The organism is Methylobacterium oryzihabitans (assembly GCF_004004555.2).
Lineage (GTDB): Bacteria > Pseudomonadota > Alphaproteobacteria > Rhizobiales > Beijerinckiaceae > Methylobacterium > Methylobacterium oryzihabitans.
In genome coordinates this window covers 147,869-167,749 of record NZ_SACP01000014.1, presented here as the reverse complement: position 1 = coordinate 167,749, position 19,881 = coordinate 147,869, and the positions used below count along the sequence as shown (strand labels likewise).

The window sequence follows — 19,881 nt, the reverse complement described above, 5'->3', positions numbered from 1 at the left end:
CCCCCCCCCCCCCTCCGCGATCAACCCGGCGATCCGGCGCAGGCCGGCGCCGAACGCCGCGCGGGCCGGCGGCTCGCCCGGCGCCGGGAGGCGGCCCGGCGGCCCGAGTTCGTCGCAGCGCGGCAGCACCGCGGCGACCGGCCGGCGGCAGGCGGCCGCCGCGTCGTCGGCGAGGGCCTCGGCGTCGAGCCACGGGGCGGCGTGGTTGAGCACCACCATCATCCGGGCCGGCGCCAGCCGCTCCAGCAGGGTGAGGTCGGTGCCGTCGCGCCGGCGCGGCGCGGCATGGAGCAGCACCAGCAGGCAGTCGGCGAGCGCCGCCGCGACGAGCGCCTCCTCGCCGAATCCGGCCGGGGCGTCGAGGACGAGGTGGTCGAGGGCCAGGACCTCGCCCGCCTCGCGCAGGCCGCCGGCGAGACGGCCGGACTCGAATCCGTCGGTCAGCAGGCGGGCGATCTCCGCCGGCGCCGGGCTCGCGGGCAGCAGGAACAGCCCGGCGGCCTCCGGCAGCGGCGCCGGGAGGGCGGCCCCGAGATCGACCGCGGCCCCGGCGATGCCGCAGCGGTGCCAGAGATAGTCGTTGAGGCAGCCCGCGACGGCGGTCTCGAACAGGGCGTGCAGGTCGGGCGCGCGCAGGCAGCAATCGGCGAGGCCGACCCGGTGCCCGCCGCGCGCCAGTTCCACCGCGAGATGGCCCGCGAGGGTGGTGGTGCCGACGCCGCCGCGCGGGCCGTGGACCGTGACGACGACCGTCACGGCGCCGTCAGCGCCGGATCGCCCACAGCTCCATCCGGGTGTCGGGGAAGTCGCCCGACAGGTGGACCGCGACGCCGCCGGAGGTGGCGAGGCCGGTCCAGAGCGGGCTGTCGGGCTTCAGCTCGAAATAGACCGCGCCGGCATGGTAGGGGAGCTGGCGCGGCGCCACCGCGAGCGGCTGCACCGGGATGCCGGGCAACTGCACGTTGACCAGTTCGCGGATCTGCTCGACCGGGCCGATCTTGACCAGGGCCGGCAGCGAGCGCCGGATCGTCTCCTCCGGCAGCGCCGCCTTGACCACCAGCACGAAGCCCGAGGTGGTGAGCAGGGTCTTGTCCGGGATCACCCCGACGCGGATGCCGTACTTGCGGTCCTGGAGCGGAATCTGGATCGCCGATTGCTCGATCACCGCGCTGAGCGAGCGGCGGAGCGCCAGCATCACCCCGGCGAAGACGTGTTCGAGGTCGTCGTGCTGGTAGGTCGCGAACTCGTCCGGGCGCTTGCGCGCGGCGGTGAAGGTCGCGAGATCGCCGGCGAGGTCGAGGAAGGTGGCGTAGAGACGCTCCGGGTGCAGCGAGGGAAGCCGGGCGAGATGGGCGAGGACCGGCTCGGCCCGGTTGACCACCTGGAGCAGCAGGAAGTCGGCGATCTCGGCGACGCCGTGGTTCGCCGCGCCGCTCACCCGCGGCGCCAGCGCCTCGCCGCGGTGGTGCAGCATCGCCAGCACCTCGGCGACGAAGCCCGACAGCGTGTCGGAGGCCGCCATCGCCATCACCGGCGGGATGTAGTCGGGGTCGAGCCGCGCCCGCTTGTCGGCGCCGACCTCGGCGATGCGGGCGAGGCCGAGGCTGTGGTAGCCGCTGCGGTCGTCGCTCTCCAGCATCAGGCTCAGGCGCAGGCTCGCGGTGCGGATGCGCGCGCTGGCGTTCGACCCGCTGATCGCGTCGATCACCTCGACGTCGCCGCCGGCATAGCGGGCCGAGGACGCGAAGGCGCTGCCGATCTCGATCTCGGCGGCGCCGGGATGCTGCACCGGCAGGCAGAGATAGACCACGGTGTCGGTGAGCCCGACCGCGAGGTCGAGCGGGGCCGGGTGCGGCAGGTCGACCGGCACCTCGAACGGCGTGCCGTCATCGAACACGCCGCCGCAGCGCTCCAGCGAGACCTTGCCGAGGTCGAGCAGGGCCCGGTTGAGCCCGAGATGGCGCAGGCCCCACGGGAACGGCGTGATGCCCTCGGCGCGCTGGCGCACGAGGCGCTCGGCGTAGCGGTCCTGCTGCTGGAAATGCTGCGGCCGCAGGAACATGCCTTCGGACCAGACGACCTTGCCGGTGGTGCTCATGCGTCGTCTCCCGGCCGCGACGGGGCCGTGGCGGCCTGCCGGGACACCATGGGGTCTTCGGAGGGGGCGTCGATCCGTTCCGCCGCCCGCTCGGCGATCAGCGCGATCGCCCGGTCGGCGAGCCCCGGCTCGGTGGCGCGCAGCCGGCGCAGCACCGTCTCGGCCGGGCCCTGCATCAGGCCGACATCGGGGCCGAGCAGCGCCCGCTCGATCCGCGCCAGCGCCGCGACGAGGGCCAGCAGCAGGGCCTCGTCGCCCGAGGCCGGCACGGGGATCGGGACGGGGCCCGGGGGGGCGAGTCGGGCGGCGACCGGCCGGGGCGGCTCCGGCGCCTCGTCCGACCAGTCGGAGGGGATCTCCGCGCCGAGTGCCGGAGGCGGCGGGGCGTCGAGGTCCCAGTCCTCCGGGATCACCGCCTGACCCGGCAGCGAGGAGGAGAACGCCTGATGCTCGGCCTCGCTGCGGTCGCCGACGCCGAGCCGCGACCACTGGACCTGGGTCGGGGCCGGCGCGGCGCGGCGCTCCTGCGACCAGGACAGGGCGGAGCCGTCGATGGCGGAGGTCGCCAGCGACAGCGACGGGAACGGTCCGGCCCCGAACGGCAGGCCGGCATCGGGCGCCTCCGGCAGGGCGGTGTCGTCGAGGGGGTCGGCGCCCCAGGACGCCGCCGGTTGCGCCAGCAGGTCGTCGAGGGGCTCGGCCGCCGCGCCGGCGGTCGGCGCGCCGCGGCGCGGCGGCAGCACCGCCCGGAAGGCGTCGCGGGCGTCGCTGTCCTCGATCAGCGCGACCGCGAGGGTCACGCCGGGAAACCGCAGCACGTCGCCGTCGCTGAGGATGCGGCTGCTGCCGCGCCCGAGCGCCCGCGTCGCGTCGTTGTGGAAGACGCCGTTGGCCGAGGTGTCGATGACGACGTAGACCCCGCCCTGGAAATCGATGGTGCAGTGGTGGCGCGACATCCGCCGCGCCGGATCGGTGAGGATCCAGTCGTTGTCGGCCTCGCGACCGATGCGCAGGGCGGTGCCGGTGACCGCCCGCACCCGGTCCTGGGCCGGGATCGAGTCGGGTTCGGTGACGGTGAGGCGAAGCGTCGGGATCACGGCGCGCCGCCCGTGAGCCCGCTGCCGCCGCGGGCGATGTCGAGGCCGATGTCGAGCGCCAGCCGGTGGCGCGCCGCGATGGTGCGCGCCTCGCCCGGCACGCAGCGGAACATCACGGCGGCGCCGACGGCGGTGCCGGTGAGCCCGTCCCCCGGCGGGACGTGCTGGCCGGTCTCCGGCGGCGCGAGGCTGCCGCCGGACCAGAACGCGCCGAGCGCCGCGTAGGCGCCGGCGGTGTCGAACTTCAGCCCCTCGGCATGGGCGTAGGTCGCCTGCCGGTTCGGCTCGGTCGGCTCGTAGACCCAGGTCTCGGCCGCCCCCCAGGCGGCCTGTTCGGGCTCGGTCTCGGCGGCGGGCATCCGGCGGCGGGTGGCGCAGGCCCACCACACCGCCTCCCGGCGCGGCAGGGCGACCGCGAGGTAGCGGATCGCGTCGGGCAGGAGCCCGGCGGCGACCAGGGCGGCGAGGAAGTCGGCCGCGCCCTGGCGCGGCGCCGTCACCGCGCCGGCCTGCTCGCCCGGCGCCAGCACGGCGCACAGCTCCTCGGCCGAGGAGAAGCGCAGCTTCGGGAGGGGGCCGGGAGCCATGCTGGTCCTCAGTTGATGGTCACGAGGCCGCCCGTCACCTGCACCATGCCGCTGCCGTCGACGTTCACCATCGCGCCGTTGGCCTGGATCTTCGCGTCGGCCTTGAGGGTGATCTGGATCGCCGTGAGGGTGATGCCGGACTGGTTGACCACGATGGTGTTCTCGCCGACCTTGAGGGTGATCGATTGCGCCGCCTCCAGCGTCATGCTGCCGGCCTCGCATTGGTGCAACGCATTTCCTGATCCGAGCTTAACGGTGTAGTTCCCGCTGGTGACCTCGGTGGTGTCGTTGCCGGCCGAGACCGTGAGGGAGCGGTTGCCCTTCGACACCGTGATCGTCTCGTTGCCCTCCTGCACCGTCTCGGTGCGGTCGTTCTTGATCGTCAGGGTCTGGTCGTGCTGCACGGTGAGGGTGTCGTCGTTCACCACCTCGCGGGTGAAGTCCTTCTGGGCATGCATGTAGACCAGCTCGCTGCCCATCTTATCCTCGAAGCGCAGTTCGTTGAAGGTGCTGGCGCTCCCCTGGCTGCTGGAGCGGGTCTTGATCCCGCTCTGGGTCTTGTTGTCGGGCAGGGTGTAGGGCGGCATGTTCTGGCCGTTGTAGACCGTGCCGACGACCAGCGGCCGGTCCGGGTCGCCGTCGAGGAACACGACGATCACCTCCATGCCGACCCGCGGCACGAACTGGCTGCCCCAGGTCGCGCCGGCGATCCACTGGCCGACGCGGATCCAGCACGAGCTGTTCTCGTCGTTCTTGCCGAGCCGGTCCCACGGGAACTGGACCCGGATGCGGCCGTACTTGTCGCAGTAGATCTCCTCGCCGGACGGGCCGACCACGGTCGCGGTCTGCGGCCCCGGGATCAGCGGCCGGCGCGTCACCGGGGGCGGCCGGAACGGCGTCGCGACCGGCAGGGCGGTGAAGCTGTTGCGGTAGCGCGGCGTCTCGGCCTGCCGGCCGAGATGGGTGCAGTCCTCGGCCTCGTGGCGCACCCGCGCCAGCACGTAGGACTGGCCCTGCTCGGCCGCGACCTCGTGCTTGGCCATGGTGATCTTGGCGCCGGGCATGAAGCCGCGATAGGTCGCCTCGCCCTCCGCGAGCGCGTAGCTGGCCTCGACCTCTTCCATCCGCACCCGCGACAGCGAGGTGCCGTCGCTCTTCTGGGTGTAGTCGCCCGGATAGTCGAACAGCTCCCACTGCTTGAAGGCGGAGTTGCTCAGCACCGTGGTGGTGCTGGCGGTCAGGTCGGTGGTCGGCTGCTCGAAATTGTAGTCGCGCAGCGTCACCTTGCCCGACGAGAAGTGGTCGGCGACGCGCCAGGACTGCACCGCGATCGTGTCGGAGGCGGTCGGCGGCGCGTGCTGGACCGACTTGTCGATGCAGTCGCAATAGCCCGACGTGCTGTCGCTCATCACCAGCGTGTGCTGGCCGTCGGCGTGCCGGAAGTAGAAGTAGATGCCCTCCTCGGCCCACAGCCGGACCAGGAAGTCGTAGTCGGTCTCGCGGTACTGCACGCAATAATCGCGGGAGGGGTGCGAGCCGTTGAGCCCCTGCTTCTTGGTGTCGGTGACGCCGCCGTCGGAGAGCAGGGTGTCGGCGATCTGCGGCACGGTCTGGTTCTGGAAGATCCGGCAATCGGCGGTGCGGGTCAGCAGCCAGAGCTTGGGCCGCAGCACCATGCGGTAGCGCCGCAAGCCGTCGATGGTCTGGTCTGCGGCGGCGAACGACGCGACGATGCCGTTGATGTAGCGCGGATCGTCGTCCGGCCGCCGGATCTTGAGCGTCGCGCTCTTGCCGAGCAGCTGGTCGGCGGTGATGCCGGCATTGGTGGAGGTCATCTCGACCGTGAACGCGAACAGCTCCGAGAGACCCTCGGCGCCGTCGAGCCCGATCGGGATCAGCACGTCGTCGCCGAGCGGCGTGGTGAGCTGGAGCAGGCGGTCGGTCTGGACGGGGGAATCAGCCACTCACGACATCCATGGGGGCACACCGAGTCATCGAAGCTTGATCGAGGATTGACATATGTTCCCGTCGACTAAAGCTAAGGCCCCTGATTATTGATAACTGTCCACGAGATCCGCTTGCATGCTTTTCCAAGATTTTCCTTCGTTTCTTTCCAATTATACATCCCCAAAGTAATCGCTCCAACATCCATAGTATAAACTACGATCGTACAGAAAGCAAGTAGCATTGCCTGCTCTGTATTGCTCGGATTGCTCGACCAACGCAGCTTAGCCCCCGTTACGGCACCCGAAGCAAATGCTTTTTTCTGATCTTGACTTAAAGAAATTCCCTTGTTATAATCGTGTATAAATCCAGCCTTTCTTATCATATCGACATGTTGCTTGGAGATAGAAATCGTATTAACGCTCGATATCTTACGAAACAAACTTCCGAAGCTATTGGTGTTTGCGTGTACCTTGAGTTGCCTAAATGAATCATTCAGAATGAGCTGGGATCCGACATACAAATACCAGATTTTCTTGTATTCTTCGCTGCTGAGCGTGGAGCCCGAGTAGGTCTTTGTCAGAACTGTTTCAACATCGCCGACCATCGCAGCCTTCATCGCTCTGAAATATGCGGCTGCTTTGGGCTGGATGGTCGACATCATCTGCGTGTCGCGCTGTTCGCCTTCGGCGAGTCCCATCGTGCTGAAGCCGCCAAGCTTTTTGGAGGCGACGCTGCGGGCAAGCTCGAGGGCAGAGGATGCGCCTCGACCTATGTTGACTGTCCCGGCTTGCAGTTGCCCGTCCCATTGCTTGAGCGACGTAGGGCTTGGTGCAGGGGCATTCTGAGGAGCGACGATCTTGGAGTTGGCTGACTGCAACTCGCGCTGCAATCTGCTGATGTTGCCTTGACCTAGCTGTGTTTGGGCGCTTGGTAGCGATTGCGCCGTGTCCAGACGTCTTTGTATGCTTCCAACTTGATCGGTGAGTTCTTTCGCGTTCCAGTCTTTCGCAAAGAAGTATCCGATAATGAGAAGAGCGATCCTGCGATTATCATCGAGTCGATTATCATTCTGGGGCAGCTTGGCGATCGCATCCTTGAACGATCCTTGTACACCAGCATTGATGACATCCAGCATCATCTCGCGAGCGCCGGCATAGAGATTGAAAGTTCGCTTTTTGAAGCTTTTTATCGTGCTGTCTTTGTCTTGATAAAGGGCGGTTTTTGGAAAAATACCTACAAATTTTTGATTATAAGTATTTATTCTTGCCCTGTCCAGAGTATTTATACTTTTGCTCGCCGTTTGATTTTGTGTCAAATCGCGCATATTGTTAACGTAGGGCTGCGACAAAGCCGGATTTTGTAAAATCTCTTCCTCTGATTTCTTTCTGTACTGTCTGATTGCGGTGACGCACAGTGTCGCGACACCGTTGGTGGAATTGCCGGGTGTGGTCGCACCGGAGATGCCAGCGACAGTCGCCGTCGTAACGGCAGGAAGCATCGAAGTGATCAAGGTCGATGCCAAGGCGCTGGTTGCTTGAGCTATGAGTGGACCGGCAAGGGGGATGCACTGAACCGCACCCAGGAACATCGCATCCGCGGCTGCGAGGACAAATCCTTCGAGCCGACTTGCCTCTTCGACCTTTGATTCTTCCAGGACTGCATCTAAAGCATTAAAACTTTCTCGCTGAATTTCAATGATTGTGCTCAAAATGCCGATGCCGCCATTGGTTGCTTGAATGTTTGTTTCTGCAATGCTGATCGCGAGTTGATCGACGGCTTGCCACATGAATCCGCCGTTGCGGGATTTCATGTACCTTTCGTATAGTTCATTCGCTTTTACTATAGACTTGTCTTTAATGATCTTGTCCGTCATAGGCCCATAAAGTTGGACCAAGGCCGGAGAGGGCTTCGAGATACACGCTCTCAAAAGTTTGCGTCCCTGACTCGCGTCGGTCATCAGGGTCGTGAGCAGTTGAGAAAAATCACTTACATCCATAGCTCGATCCTCCCAAGAGTGCTTCAATCCGTCAGCGTGACAGTCCCTTGCGATCGGATCTGACTATGAAGTATCTTAATGGTCCAAGGCAGGACACTGGCTCGTGACCCGTGGCCGCATACGCGCGATCTGGATGGCCCCTTCGGGATCGGCTCCGCTGCATCTCCCGAGAATACGCGGAGCCATGCTTTGGCGCCACGCATAGAGGAAGCATTCAGTTGCCGCCGGTGTATAGCGGGGCCCTCATATCGCCAAGTTGGCGATATCACCACTGGGATGGCGAGACCATCACAGCTGTCGTGGAAGCTCGATCTCGCAGAGACCATCGCAGCGTCCTCCTGATCGGCCGTCGCCGCGGGCGACATTGTCGACAAATGGTCCGGCCAATAAAGTCCGAAAACATTTCACCGCGGACAGCAGCGGCCACCACATGCGCCGCTGCTTCCGAAACGCACTCAACCCGACTTAGTCGTCGCCATATCGTAAGACACCGTGACCGGCGTGCCGGCCTTGTTCTTGTCGTCGTAGGGGGTGAACTTGAATTCGAGCTTGGTGAAGCTGATCGAGATCGACTCGGTCGGGCGGTCGCCGCCGGTCGAGACCTGGTAGGACGAGATCAGCGCGTTGGTCAGCGTGTAGGTGCAATAGGTCACGCCCGGGCTGCCGGTCGTGGTCAGGTCGATCTTCACCGTCTTGCCGGCGTTGCCGGTGCAGGCCTCGGTGAACAGCTTGGGCGAGGAACTGTCGAACGCCTTGACGATCGACACCTCGCTCACCGAGGGCTCCGACGCCTCGCGGTTGTTGGTCGAGCCCGACACGGTGGAGATGCCGCGGCCGACGCCCCAGGACAGCGACAGCACGTCGATCCACTTGGTGTGGTCCTGCTGCGTCGCCTCGCCGGGGATGCCGTCGTAGTTCACGTAGATCGCCATGGGTCGCCTCCGTTCGTGCGATGTCCCGGCCCGGTGCCGGGGCCAACCTTGACGGTCGCCAGCTTATAGAGGAATCGGCGGCCGAGTGGTGTCTGCGTGATGAAATATATTTAATGTGGCCTGAAAGACAATCTCGGGAACGATTTCAGACTACTGATTGTCTTGACAGATCGAGACGACGCGCGTCGACGGCCGCCGAAGCGGAGCCTGCTTCGTCGGCAAAACCAGATGGAGCCGAAGATTCCGGCCCGGTCGTCTTGTCCGCCTCTGTCGGGTCGTCCCGTCACTCCCTCGGTGGATCTGGGGCCGGACGCGTCCGGCGCCGCCGGTCGCTCACAGGATGCCGAGGCGGCGCCACAGCGGCAGGCGGTGGGCGAGGCACCACGCCACGCCCTCGGCGACGCGCCGGCGCAGGTTCTCCGGTCCGTCGAGCGGCCGGGTGCCGTCGCCGGTCAGGGCGTCGGGCGGCAGGGTGCCGTCGAGATGGGCGATGAGCGCGCCGCGCTCGGCCGGCACGCCGTCGGCCAGCGCGGCGTAGACCAGGGCCTCGAGCGTGGTGAGGGTCACGCCGGAGCCCGAGCCCGGCGCCGCGAGCGAGGCGGTCGCGGCGTGGCGGTGGACGACCGGCTCGACCGCGGCGCGGTTGTAGGCGCGCGCCGCCGGGGCCGGGGCGACGTCGAGGCCCCAGGGGAGGGGCAGCGCCTGACCGGTGCCGACCAGGATGCCGGCGATCTCGACCATCGAGGGGGCGCCGGCGAGGTCGCGCAGGGCCGGCAGGCCGGCGAGTTCGGCCAGGGTGTGCGGGCGCTCGGCCAGGGCGTCGAGGATCGGCCGGTAATGATGCTCGGGCAGCGTCGCCTTGCCGGCGGGCACGTCGAGGTCGAGCCGGGCCTCGGGCCGCGGCACGGCGAGCGCGAGGCCGATTCCCGCGAGCTGGCGGTCGCGCTCGCGATCGGGCAGCACCCGCGCTCCGCGCACGAACACGTCGCGGCGGAACGGCCGGGACGACAGGTAGTCCTTCATCGTCTCGCGCTGCGGACCGGCCGGCACCTCGGCCAGCAGCGTCCGCTGCGCCGGCTTGAGCTGGAGATCGGAGAAGTTGTCGGTCAGGGTCGCGGAGCCGGCATAGGTCAGCTTGGCGTCGGCGAGCAGCCGGGCGGTGTCGGCGTGGTAGAGCGGCTGCCAGTTCTCGTTGAGGTACTCGTGGGCGAGGTAGACCGCGCGGTCCTCGCCCGGCGCCTTGCCGCCCTTGGCGAGCAGCTTGTCGAGCAGCGCCCCGTCGCCGAGGACGCCGGAGCCGGCCTCCTGCATCCGCCGCACGAAGGCGAGGCCCTGGAGCACCCGCTGGTCGCTGCGGCCGTGGCCGAGGCGGGCCTGCTCCAGCAGCAGCCGCTGCAGCGGGATCATCGCGGTCCAGCCCGGCATCGCGTTGTAGCTGATCGCCGCGAGCCCCCCGGGCCGGATCGCCCGGGCGAGGAACGCCGTGATGTCGAGGCGGTCCTTGTGGGCGATCCACGACCACACCCCGTGCGCCGACACCATGTCGAAGTCGCGAAGCGCCGTCTCGCCGGCGAGGTCGGCGAAGCTGAGTTCGAGGAACTCGACGTTGGTCAGCCCGGCATCGGCCGCGGCGCGGCGGGCGCGGGCGATATGGGCCGGGTTGAAGTCCATCGCCACCACCCGGGCGCGCGGGTTGGCGGCGGCGATCACGGCCGCGGTGACGCCCTGGCCGCAGCCGAGCTCGCAGTAGCGGAAATTGTCGCCGCAGGCCGGCGGCGCGATGCCGTTGACGAGGCAGGCGAGCAGCAGGTGGCCGGGCGTCTGCTCCAGGTACAGGCCGGGCAGATACTCGACGTCGCTGACGTAGCCGTCGGACCACAGGGACATGGGGAGGTTTTCCTAAGATGCGAGGGCGAAGACCGCGTCGTCCCGGTCGACCGGGCTGTCGGCGGACAGGAGCCACGAGGTCTGGCCGAGCCGGACCTCGCCGTCCGCGTCGCAGGCGGTCGCGAGCCGGGTGCGCGGCACCGCGGCGGCCCGGATCACGAGGTTGAGATCGACCTCGTATTCGAGGCCGCCGTAGAGGCCGACGAGGTCGGCGACCATGACCGCGTCGCGTCCGCCCGGCAGCAGCGACGCGATGCGCTCACGCCCGACCGGCCCGACCACCACGCGAAAATTGCTCTGCACGCTCCAGGTCCGGGTGCCGATCATCGCGCTCGACCCGAGGGCGCCGTGGCGGCCGAGCGCCCGCGGGCCCTCGCGGCCGATGCGGGTCTGCTCGTCCTCGGCAACCGCGAGCCAGCGGCCGACCAGGGGCTCGACCCGGACCGGCGCATCGAGGGCGTCGGCCAGGATGGTCTCCAGCCCCGCCACCGTGCGGGCCTTGCTGGAGAACAGCCCGGCAAAGTGCAGGATGGTCTCGTCGGGCACCGCCAGCCGGCCGCGCAGGGAGGGCAGGCCGAGGCCGGTCATGTGCGCGAGCGCGTCGCCGAAGCGGTCGGGCTCGCCGCGGCGGCGGCGGTCGTGGCTGATGACGATGCGGTACTTGCTCGCCGCGCCGTAGAACAGCGTCACGGCCCGGTGCTGGAACAGGTCGACGAACGCCTTCAGGCCGGGATTGTTGGCGTGCAGGCTGTCGGCGACGAGGGAGGTGTAGCTGAACGGCAGCACCCCGACCGGGCCGAGCAGCCCGAAGCCCGACACCGTGACGCGCAGGGCGGCGCCGTCGAGGCGGACGGCGGTCAGCGTCGCGTGGGGGTAGCGCAGGCGCGTCTCGGTGACGAAGCGCGCCGTCGGGCGCGCCGGGTCCGGGGGCGCGTCGCCCGGCGTGCCGGAGCGGTCGTCGCCGAGCCCGCCCCGCGCCTCGATCAGGCGCAGGGCCTGGACGAAGTCGAAGGCGTGCGGCGCGCCGGTCAGGCGCTCGATCAGAGAACCTGTCGGTCGCCGACGCGGGCTGGCCATGTGCGCAAGGTCCCGGGTTGCCCGCGCACCGTGGCGGTGAGGCGGGTGAAGGAGTTGATGCTGGCGTAGAGCGTCAGGAAGTGGTCGAGCACCATCGCGAACAGGAACAGGCCGCTGCCGGCGTAATGCGCCGGGTCGAAGGTGAGGCCGACGTCGATGCCGCGGCACAGGGCGTCGGCCCAGGGCGGGTCCTCCGGCCGCCGCGGCGCCCGGGCGGTGCCGCGCCGGGTGGAGAGGCCGACGAGGCCGTCGATCTGGCGCAGGGTCTCGGCGGAGTTGCGGAAGTCGTAGAGCCGCAGGATCTCCTTCAGCGCGTCGAGCCCGCGCTCGCCGGTCAGCGAGAGATGGTTGAGGCTCAGGTGGCACAGCAGGCTCCAGCGATGGCTGCCGGGGAGCCGGCCGTGCAGCGGGATCGTCGGCGGCACCACGCAGTCGATGCCGGCCACCGCGCTCGACCCCTCGCTGAGGCTCAGCCGCGGATGGCCGCCGCCATAGGGCAGGCGGGTCGGCAGGTCGCGGTTGCAGCACAGGGTGTCGAGGGTCACCGCCCACTCGGCGTGCTGGGCCGTGGCGTCGTCGAGGTCGCCGCCGGTGAAGGCGAGGAACAGGTCGGTGCCGCCCCGCCGGCCCGGCGCGCTCCGGCGCGACCCGTGCCAGAACAGCCCGGGTCCCTCGGCGCCGCGGCGGTTGGCGTAGAACGGCAGCACCTCGCGCTGCCGGCCGGCGGAATCGGTCACCGACACGTTGAGGACGGAGTGGACCTCCATCACGTCCTCGCGCCGGCAATCGGGGATCACCCGGTGCTCGAAGCGGTTGGCCGCCATCACGATCGGCTCGGCCCGCTGCGGGAACAGGTTGACCACCGGCGTGCAGCCCAGCGCGAACAGGCTCTTGGTCACCGCCCGTTCGAGGCTGGCGTCGCGCTTGCGGAAGTAGAGGTAGATCCGCAGCTCGCGCCCGGCCGAGCCCAGCACCTTGCGCAGGACCTCGACGTCGAAGAACAGGAACTTCTCGGGGAAGACGAAGAACTCGGTGAGGATGCGGTAGGCGCGCTGCGAGCGGGCGGGGTAGGGCAGCAGCGCCTCGTCGGGGGCGAATCCCACCGCCGACACCGCGTCCGGCGGCAGGATCACCGGGCGCGGATCGCCGGGGCCGTCGGCGAGGGCAACCGAGACGGTGTCGTTGAGGATCATCTGCTGCAGGGCGTAGACCTGGGAGGCCGGCCCGCGCAGGTAGAAGCGCAGCCGGTCCGGTTGCAGCTCCGAGAAGGTCATGCCGTCGGGCAGGCAGCGCAGCGTCAGGCCGAGCGCGGCGCTCGCCCCCTCGGCCTCCGGGTTGGCCGGCGCGGCGAGCGGCTGGCCGAGCATCGCGGCGTCGGCGAGCTCGATCGGCCACAGCGTGACCGGGTAGCAGGTGCGGAACCGGCAGGTCTCGCCGTCGACGGCCTCGGTCTCCAGCATGCTGCCGGCCGCGACCCGGTGCGGCCCGGTCATCTCGGCCGAGGGCCGGAACCGCACCACCGACATCGACGGGACCGGGGCGAGGTAGTGCGGGTAGAGCACCTCCAGCAGGGTGTCGACGAGTTCGGGAAACTCGTCGTCGATCTTGCGGGCGGTGCGGGCGTTGAGGAAGGCGACGCCCTGCATCAGCCGGGCGACGTGGGGGTCGTCCATCGCGTCGCCGCTGAGCCGCAGGTGCCCGGCGATGCGCGGATGCGCGGCCGCGAAGTCCTGCGCCATCCGGCGCAGGAAATCGAGCTCGCGGTTGTAGTAGCTCAGCAGGCCGTCGCTCATCGCCCGCTCGCCAGGGACACGGTGTTGGTGAGCGGGTCGATCACGGTGTCGAACACCATCGGCTCCGGCGCGGGCTCGATCAGGATCTCGGCCTCGATGCGGATGCGCAGCGAGCGGTCGGTGGGGTCGGCGTTGGGCAGCGCGACGGCGGAGAGGTTGGCGAGCCGCGGCTCCCACTCGCGCACGATCGCGCCGATCGCCGCCACCACCGCCGAGCGGCGCTGCTCGGTGGCGAGGTTGGCGGTGGCAAGGTCCATGATGCCGTAGGACAGGAGCGAGTGGTCGAGCTCGCTCATGTGCGCCGGCCAGCCCTTCGCCCGCGGGTTGGTGTTGAGCAGGTCCTCGAGGTCGCGGCGCAGGCCGTTGCGCAGGGCCGTCAGCGCGCTCTCCTCGGGGTCGAGCAGCCGGTCGAGGATCGACAGCCGGATCGCCCGGCCCGCCGGCAGCATCAGTTCGCCTCGAAGGACAGGGTGCCGAGATCGCGGATCGCGACGCTCTCCTCGCCGACGAGGAAGCAGCGCAGACCGCGGCCCGCGATCCAGCCGCCGGGCCGCTCGACCCAGTCGGTCTCCCGGCCGATCCGCAGGGCGTCCGAGACCGTCTCGCCGACCGCCACCGGATAGATCGCCGGCACCACGACCCGACCGGTCGGACCGTCCTTCACCGACAGTTCCACGCTGCACCAGCCGGCATCGAGGGCGCGGCGCGGCGGCTCGACCACGGCCTCGCTCACCTGCTCCAGCGCGACCCAGAAATACTTGCCGGTCGGGCTCATCACCTCCAGCACGCCGCCGGTGAGGTCGTCCATGTCGCGCCAGTCGTCGAAGGGCCGGCCGTCGCGGGTGCCGGCCACCGCCGGGCGGGCCGTCTCGGCCTCGGCGATGCGGGAGGCCGCCTGCTCCGCGTCGCCCGCCCGCAGGTGGAGCAGGGCTTCGAGCCGCAGGCGCAGGTGGTCGGGGGCCGCCCCGAGCAGCTCGGGCGGGCGGCCGTCGCGCCAGACCTCGCCGCGGGCGAGGCCGGCGCGCACGAACTGGCGCAGCTCGGTCACACGCGGCGCGGTCATCGGATCCTGGGTCGCGATGGCGTCGAACTGCCGCTCGGCCCGCTCCAGCTCGCCGGCGAGGCACAGGAACTCGGCGAGTTCGCTGCGCAGCGCGATGTCGCCCGGGGCGGCCTTGACGCGCTCGGTCGCGGCCGCGAGCGCCTCGCCGAGGCGGCCGGCCTCGAACAGGTGGAGGGCGGTGTCGGTCATGATCGGCTCCCGAAGCTCGGCAGGGCGGCGCGGCCGGTGAGGGACAGGTCGGTGACCAACCGGAAGGTGGTCGCGATCTGGTCGAGCTGGAAATGCGGCCGCAGGTGCATGATGCAGGCATAGGTTCCCGGGCGGCCGGGCACCTCGCGCACCTCGACCCGCGCCTCGCGCAGGGGGTAGCGGGCCTTCACCTCCGGCGCGGCGTCGTCGTTGCCGATACTGTAGGAGTGCAGCCATTGCTGGAGCGCGCCCTCGCAGGCCTGCGCGGTGGCGTAGCTGCCGACGCGGTCGCGCACCTGCACCTTCACGTAATGGGCGAAGCGCGACACGCACAGCATGTAGCGCAGCATCGCGGAGATCCGGGCGTTGACCACCGCCGGGGAGGGGGCGGCGGCCGGCGTCGCGCGGATCGACACGCCTGAGCGGAACACGAGGTAGGGCGTGTCCTTGCAGGCGTTCAGGTTCATCAGCCCGAGCTGCCACAGGTCGTACTCGATATGGGCCGGGATCACGACCTCGGTGCCGGAGCGCTGCACCACCTCGGGCGCGTCGGGCTCGGTCGAGGGGGCCGGGACGCCGGTGACGAGGCCGTGGTCGATCTCGTCCTGGCGCACGCCGCAGATGTCGGCGAACCAGCCGTGCCGGTCGAAGGCGCGCACCAGCACCTCGCCGAAGGCGTAGACCGCGCTGCCCCAGCACAGGGAGTCGGGCCCGAGGCCGGTGCGGTCCTCGCGGTATCGGAACGGCATCGCGACGTCGTCGTGGGGCGGCCGCATCAGGATGCGCGGCAGGACGAGGGCGAGGAAGCGGGTGTCCTCCTGCTGGCGCAGCCGCTCGTAGCGGATGTATTCCGCGCTGCGGAACAGGCCGGCGAGGCCGTGGAGGCGGTCGAGGTCGGAGAAGTCGTCGAGGCCGAGCAGGTGCGGCGAGGCGCCGAGCACCGCCGGCGCGAAGGCCGCGGCGGCGACCCCGGCGAGGCTCGCCAGCGCCGCGACGTCGTCGACCGGGTGCGACGGCACCGGGCGGTGGCGCACCTCGTAGTCGCACAGCAGCACGCCGAACGGCTGGCCGCCCGGCATGCCGAATTCCTGGTTGTAGACCTTGTCGAACAGCGCGCTCTGCTCGACGTCGGCGGCATGCGAGAAGTCGCGGGCGATCTCGGTCCAGCTCGCGTTCAGGGCCTTCACCCGGACCGCCGAGGCCGGCGTGACGCAGCGGCACAGATAGGCCAGCCCGCGCCAGGACGCCTCCAGCGCCAGGAAGCGCGGATGGTGGAGGACCGCGTTGAGCTGATCCGTCAGCATCTCGTCGAGGAGCGCGATGTCGCGGTCGATGGCGGCGCGCAGCGACGCCGGCGGCAGCGCCGCGAGATCGTCGCCGAACCACTCGCGCAGGGCCGCGGCCGGGTCGGTGGCGGCGAGGAAACGGTCGAGCCGGTCCGACGGCAGCCGCCCGAGCGCCCGGTCGACCGCCTCCCGCCGCAGCCCCGGGGCGGGGGCCTCCGAGGGCGGCTCCGCCACGAGGGCGGCGGGCGGCGCGGGCGCGCTGGCTGACGCCGGGCTTGGGATCAACGCGGGGGGTCCTCGGGGGAGGGGCGATTGATTTGCCGGCGCGTCTCCGACCCTCCCCCCTCTGCGGGGGAGGGTGCCCGGCGAAGGCCGGGCGCGCCGGGACGATAGTCCCGCAAGAGGGGAGCGCGACGCTGCTCCAGGGTGCGCCCGTCAGGCAGGCCGCAACCATTCCGGAAGCGGGGTTCCCCTCTCCCGGCTCACTGCGTTCGCCACCCTCCCCCGCGGAGGGGGGAGGGTCGGCGCTGGGGCGACCGCCCTACGACGAGCTCGGGATCCGCGCGACCATCCGCATCGAGGTCGTCAGCTCCTCCAGTTGCAGCCACGGGCGCAGCCACGCGACGGCGTTGTAGGAGCCCGGGCGACCGGGGATCTCGCGGACCTCGACCTTCGCCTCGGCGAGCGGATACTTGGCCTTCATGTCCTGGCCGGCATCCGGGTTGCCGTTGACGTAGTTGATGATCCAGCGGTTGAGCCAGGCCTCGCAATCCTTCGCCTCCATGAAGGAGCCGATCTTGTCGCGGGCCATGATCTTGAGGAAGTGGGCGAACCGGGCCGTCGCCATCATGTAGGGCAGGCGGGCCGAGATCGCCGCGTTGGCGGTCGCCTCGGGGCGGTCGTACTTCTTCGGCTTCTGGGTCGTCTGCGCCCCGAAGAACACCGCGTAGTCCGTGCCCTTGTAGTGGCACAGGGGCAGGAAGCCGAGCTTCGACAGTTCGGCCTCGCGCCGGTCGGTGATGCCGATCTCGGTCGGGCATTGCTGGTCGACGTCGCCGTCGTCGGAGACGAAGACGTGGCTCGGCAGGTTCTCGACCTTGCCGCCGCCCTCGGCGCCGCGGATCGCGGTGCACCAGCCGTGCTGCGCGAAGGCGTCGGTGAGCCGGGCGCCGAGCACGTAGGCCGAGTTCATCCAGCAGTATTCGTCATGGTTCATGCCATGGGCGACGCCGTTCTGGATGTTGCCTTCCTCGTACTCGAACTCCTCGACCGGCTTGGTCGCGGCGCCGTAGGGCAGGCGGGCGAGGGTGCGCGGCAGCGCCAGGGTGACGAAGCGGCTGTCCTCCGATTCGCGGAAGCTGCGCCACTTGGCGTATTCCACGGTGTCGAAGATCTTCTCGAGGTCGCGGGGCTTGGACAGCTCGGTGTAGTCGTCGAAGCCGAACAGCTTCGGGCTCGCCGCGGCGATGAACGGCGCGAAGGCGGCCGCCGCCACGTTGGACATCTGGCTCAGGAGCTCGACGTCCTCGGGATGGTTGGTGAACTCGTAGTCGCCGATGAGGCAGCCATAGGGCTCGCCGCCGGCGCTGCCGAACTCCGATTCGTAGATCTTCTTGAAGATCGTGCTCTGGTCGAACTCCGACGCCTTGGTCAGGCTCTTGTAGAGTTCGCGCTTGGTGCAGTTGAGGACGCGAATCCGCAGACCGGTGCCGGTCTCCGAGTTCATCACGAGGTAGTTCAGGCCGCGCCAGGTGCCTTCCAGCTTCTGGAAGTCCGGGTGGTGGATGATCGCGTTGAGCTGGGTCGACAGCTTGGCGTCGATGCTCTTGATCGCGGCGTTGATGGTCTGGGTGAGGTTCTTGGAATAGGTGACGGTGCCCGACAGCGCCTCGCGGGTGAGGGTCCGCAGCAGCTCGGTGGTGCGGTCGGGATCGGTCTGCTTGGTGGCGGCGATGGCCTGATCGAGGAAGGACAGGTCGGCGGTGCCGGCCTGCGCCTCGGTGGCGGTCTCGGTGGCGGACGCGGCTTGCGTGCTCATCAGTGGGCGCCCTCTTCCTTGCCGACGCCGAGCTGCTCGCCGAGCGTCTTGAGGTCGGTTTCGTTGGACAGGATCTGTTCGAGCAGGCTCTCGAGGTTCTCCGACCGGTCGGCCTTCGACAAGAGGTCGCGGAGCTGGTTGCGCGCCTCCATGAGCTTGCGCAGCGGCTCGACCCGCTCGACCACGGAGGCGGGATCGAAGTCGGCCATCGACTTGAACGCGAGTTCGACCGACATCTGGCTGCCGTCGTCGGCCAGCGTGTTGGCGACCTTCATCCGCAGGCCGGGGGTCATCCGGGCGAGCACCTGATCGAAGTTGTCGCGGTCGATCTGGATGAACTTGCGGTCGTTGAGCGGCTTGAGCGGCTCGCTCGGATCGGCCGAGAAGTCGCCGAGCACGCCGACCACGAAGGGCAGTTCCTTCTGGACGACGGCGCCCTCGGTCTCGACGTCGTAGGTGATGTGCACGCGCGGTTTGCGCACACGACTCAGCTTATCGTGAATGCTCGGCATGGGTCAACGCCTCGGATTGAACTCGCCTCGGTCAACTTGGTGGGGGCAACGGCCGCGAATCAGCGGCGTCACTCTACCTCTTCTTTCGGCTTTACGCCCGATGCAATGAAGAAAAACCTGCGCGCATCGGCATCCATGATCAATTCGTCGAGAAGCTGTGGCAGCGGCAGCCGGCCGCGGCGCACGACCTCTTCGAGCGAGTAGGAGATCGGCGAATGCGGCTCGGTCTCGCGGAAATAGGCGGCGATGTGCAGCAACTGGCGGAACGCGTCCTCGCGCCCGAGCGGCCGCCCGGCGGGCAGGGTCCTGGCCGGCGCGGGCCCGTCCTCGCCGCCGGCGGCCTCCCCGGCCTCCGCCGCGTCGGCGGGCGCGTCCGGCAGCGGGTCCGGCGTCACCTGGAGCAGCTTGTCGGCGGCGATCACCCGCACCGCGTCCTCGACGTCCTGGAGGATCGCCCGCAGGCCGCCGGCCGGCGGCGCGTCGCGCCCGACCCGGGCCGCGAAGGCGTCCGAGAGCCCGTCGAGGGAGCGGCGCGCCTCGGCGACGTCGTCGAGCAGGCTCGCGTAGAAGGCGGCGGGGGTCTCCCGCATCGCCTCCATGAACTTCTCCAGGCTCAGCGCGCCGTCGGCCAGACGGGCCTCGCGCTTCGACGGGTCGGCGAGGGTCTCGATGTCGCGCGCCTGCTCGTACTGCCACAGGGGGTGGCCGGCGCTGGTCAGCGGGATCTTGCGCAGCGCCTGGGTCAGGGTGCCGTCGCCGCCGCTGCCGTTGAGGGCGATGAACGGCGCCAGCCGCGGCTCGTTGCCCTCCTCGTCGGGCAGCGGGTGAACGGTGTCCCAGAATCCCTCGACGAGGCCCTGCGCCACCTTCAGCCCGGTGAACAGGCCCGGCACGCCGTCGAGCCGCAGGAGCGCCTCGACGAGCCAGGCGGCGACCTCCAGGTCCTTGCCCACCTCGGACAGGATCAGGCAGGCGCTCTCGGCGACCTCCGACCATTCGTCGGTCGGCGCCGCCGCGTCGGCGTCGACGTCGAGGGCGCGCTCCTTGCGCCGCGCACCGGTGCGGGCGTCCTTCATCTGCAGGAAGCGCGACGACGGCGACATGTCGGCGCGCGGATCCTGCCCGGCCAGGCTCTCGCCCTCGAACGGGGCGAGCAGGGTTTGCGGGTCGAGGGTCGGCGGGCTGATCATGGCGGGCCGATGCTGGCGGAGGAGGGCCCCGCCCCCGCGCGCGGACACGGTCCGGGCGGAGGCGCAACCGTCTCCGTCGGTCGGGGGAAGGTCTGGGCTGACATCCGGGAGTTAAGCCGCAGAGTTGAACGGATGACTAAGGACAGTCCCGGCCTTTGCGGCAATCCCTCTTCCACGCCCCCGCTCCTG

The 19,881-nt window shown here is 69.5% G+C and carries 16 protein-coding genes; all 16 read right to left on the bottom strand.

Annotation, left to right across the window (positions count from 1 at the left end):
• On the bottom strand, window positions 1-756 hold a 756-nt coding region (locus tag EOE48_RS15895; RefSeq protein WP_127730821.1), incomplete at its 3' end, for a tyrosine-protein kinase family protein.
• Between the two features lie 7 nt (window positions 757-763).
• Window positions 764-2,098: a type VI secretion system baseplate subunit TssK gene (gene tssK, locus EOE48_RS15890; RefSeq protein WP_127730819.1), complete on the bottom strand. Its 1,335-nt coding sequence runs from the start codon at window positions 2,096-2,098 to the stop codon at window positions 764-766.
• Window positions 2,095-3,195 (bottom strand): FHA domain-containing protein, encoded by a 1,101-nt coding sequence (locus EOE48_RS15885; RefSeq protein ID WP_187371433.1) that lies wholly within the window; start codon window positions 3,193-3,195, stop codon window positions 2,095-2,097. The genes tssK and EOE48_RS15885 overlap by 4 nt, the downstream gene beginning before the upstream one ends.
• Complete coding sequence (locus EOE48_RS15880; RefSeq protein WP_127730815.1) at window positions 3,192-3,782, bottom strand: DUF6931 family protein; 591 nt, start codon at window positions 3,780-3,782, stop codon at window positions 3,192-3,194. The genes EOE48_RS15885 and EOE48_RS15880 overlap by 4 nt, the downstream gene beginning before the upstream one ends.
• An 8-nt stretch (window positions 3,783-3,790) precedes the next feature.
• Window positions 3,791-5,746, bottom strand: coding sequence for a type VI secretion system Vgr family protein (locus tag EOE48_RS15875; protein ID WP_127730813.1), 1,956 nt, complete (start codon window positions 5,744-5,746; stop codon window positions 3,791-3,793).
• Between the two features lie 74 nt (window positions 5,747-5,820).
• A complete protein-coding gene (locus EOE48_RS15870) occupies window positions 5,821-7,539 on the bottom strand; it encodes a hypothetical protein (protein WP_127730811.1) in 1,719 nt (572 codons plus the stop codon).
• Between the two features lie 641 nt (window positions 7,540-8,180).
• Complete coding sequence (locus EOE48_RS15865) at window positions 8,181-8,657, bottom strand: Hcp family type VI secretion system effector (RefSeq protein WP_127730809.1); 477 nt, start codon at window positions 8,655-8,657, stop codon at window positions 8,181-8,183.
• A 333-nt stretch (window positions 8,658-8,990) separates the two neighbouring features.
• Entirely contained in the window at window positions 8,991-10,544 is a 1,554-nt protein-coding gene (locus tag EOE48_RS15860; protein ID WP_127730807.1) for a class I SAM-dependent methyltransferase, read from the bottom strand.
• 12 nt (window positions 10,545-10,556) lie between these two features.
• Complete coding sequence (gene tssG, locus EOE48_RS15855) at window positions 10,557-11,621, bottom strand: type VI secretion system baseplate subunit TssG (protein ID WP_127730805.1); 1,065 nt, start codon at window positions 11,619-11,621, stop codon at window positions 10,557-10,559.
• A complete protein-coding gene (gene tssF / locus EOE48_RS15850) occupies window positions 11,585-13,414 on the bottom strand; it encodes a type VI secretion system baseplate subunit TssF (RefSeq protein WP_127730803.1) in 1,830 nt (609 codons plus the stop codon). The genes tssG and tssF overlap by 37 nt, the downstream gene beginning before the upstream one ends.
• A complete protein-coding gene (gene tssE / locus EOE48_RS15845) occupies window positions 13,411-13,863 on the bottom strand; it encodes a type VI secretion system baseplate subunit TssE (protein WP_210249576.1) in 453 nt (150 codons plus the stop codon). The genes tssF and tssE overlap by 4 nt, the downstream gene beginning before the upstream one ends.
• On the bottom strand, window positions 13,863-14,666 hold the full coding sequence (locus EOE48_RS15840) for a type VI secretion system accessory protein TagJ (RefSeq protein WP_127730801.1): 804 nt from the start codon (window positions 14,664-14,666) through the stop codon (window positions 13,863-13,865). The genes tssE and EOE48_RS15840 overlap by 1 nt, the downstream gene beginning before the upstream one ends.
• Entirely contained in the window at window positions 14,663-16,237 is a 1,575-nt protein-coding gene (gene tssC / locus EOE48_RS15835) for a type VI secretion system contractile sheath large subunit (RefSeq protein ID WP_127730799.1), read from the bottom strand. The genes EOE48_RS15840 and tssC (EOE48_RS15835) overlap by 4 nt, the downstream gene beginning before the upstream one ends.
• 256 nt (window positions 16,238-16,493) lie before the next feature.
• Window positions 16,494-17,990 carry a type VI secretion system contractile sheath large subunit gene (tssC, locus tag EOE48_RS15830; RefSeq protein ID WP_127730797.1) on the bottom strand — a complete coding sequence of 499 codons (1,497 nt, stop codon included), beginning with the start codon at window positions 17,988-17,990 and terminating at the stop codon, window positions 16,494-16,496.
• Window positions 17,990-18,502: a type VI secretion system contractile sheath small subunit gene (tssB, locus tag EOE48_RS15825; protein WP_127730795.1), complete on the bottom strand. Its 513-nt coding sequence runs from the start codon at window positions 18,500-18,502 to the stop codon at window positions 17,990-17,992. The genes tssC (EOE48_RS15830) and tssB overlap by 1 nt, the downstream gene beginning before the upstream one ends.
• Before the next feature lie 68 nt (window positions 18,503-18,570).
• Window positions 18,571-19,692: a type VI secretion system protein TssA gene (gene tssA / locus EOE48_RS15820; RefSeq protein WP_127730793.1), complete on the bottom strand. Its 1,122-nt coding sequence runs from the start codon at window positions 19,690-19,692 to the stop codon at window positions 18,571-18,573.
• Window positions 19,693-19,881: the final 189 nt, after the last annotated feature.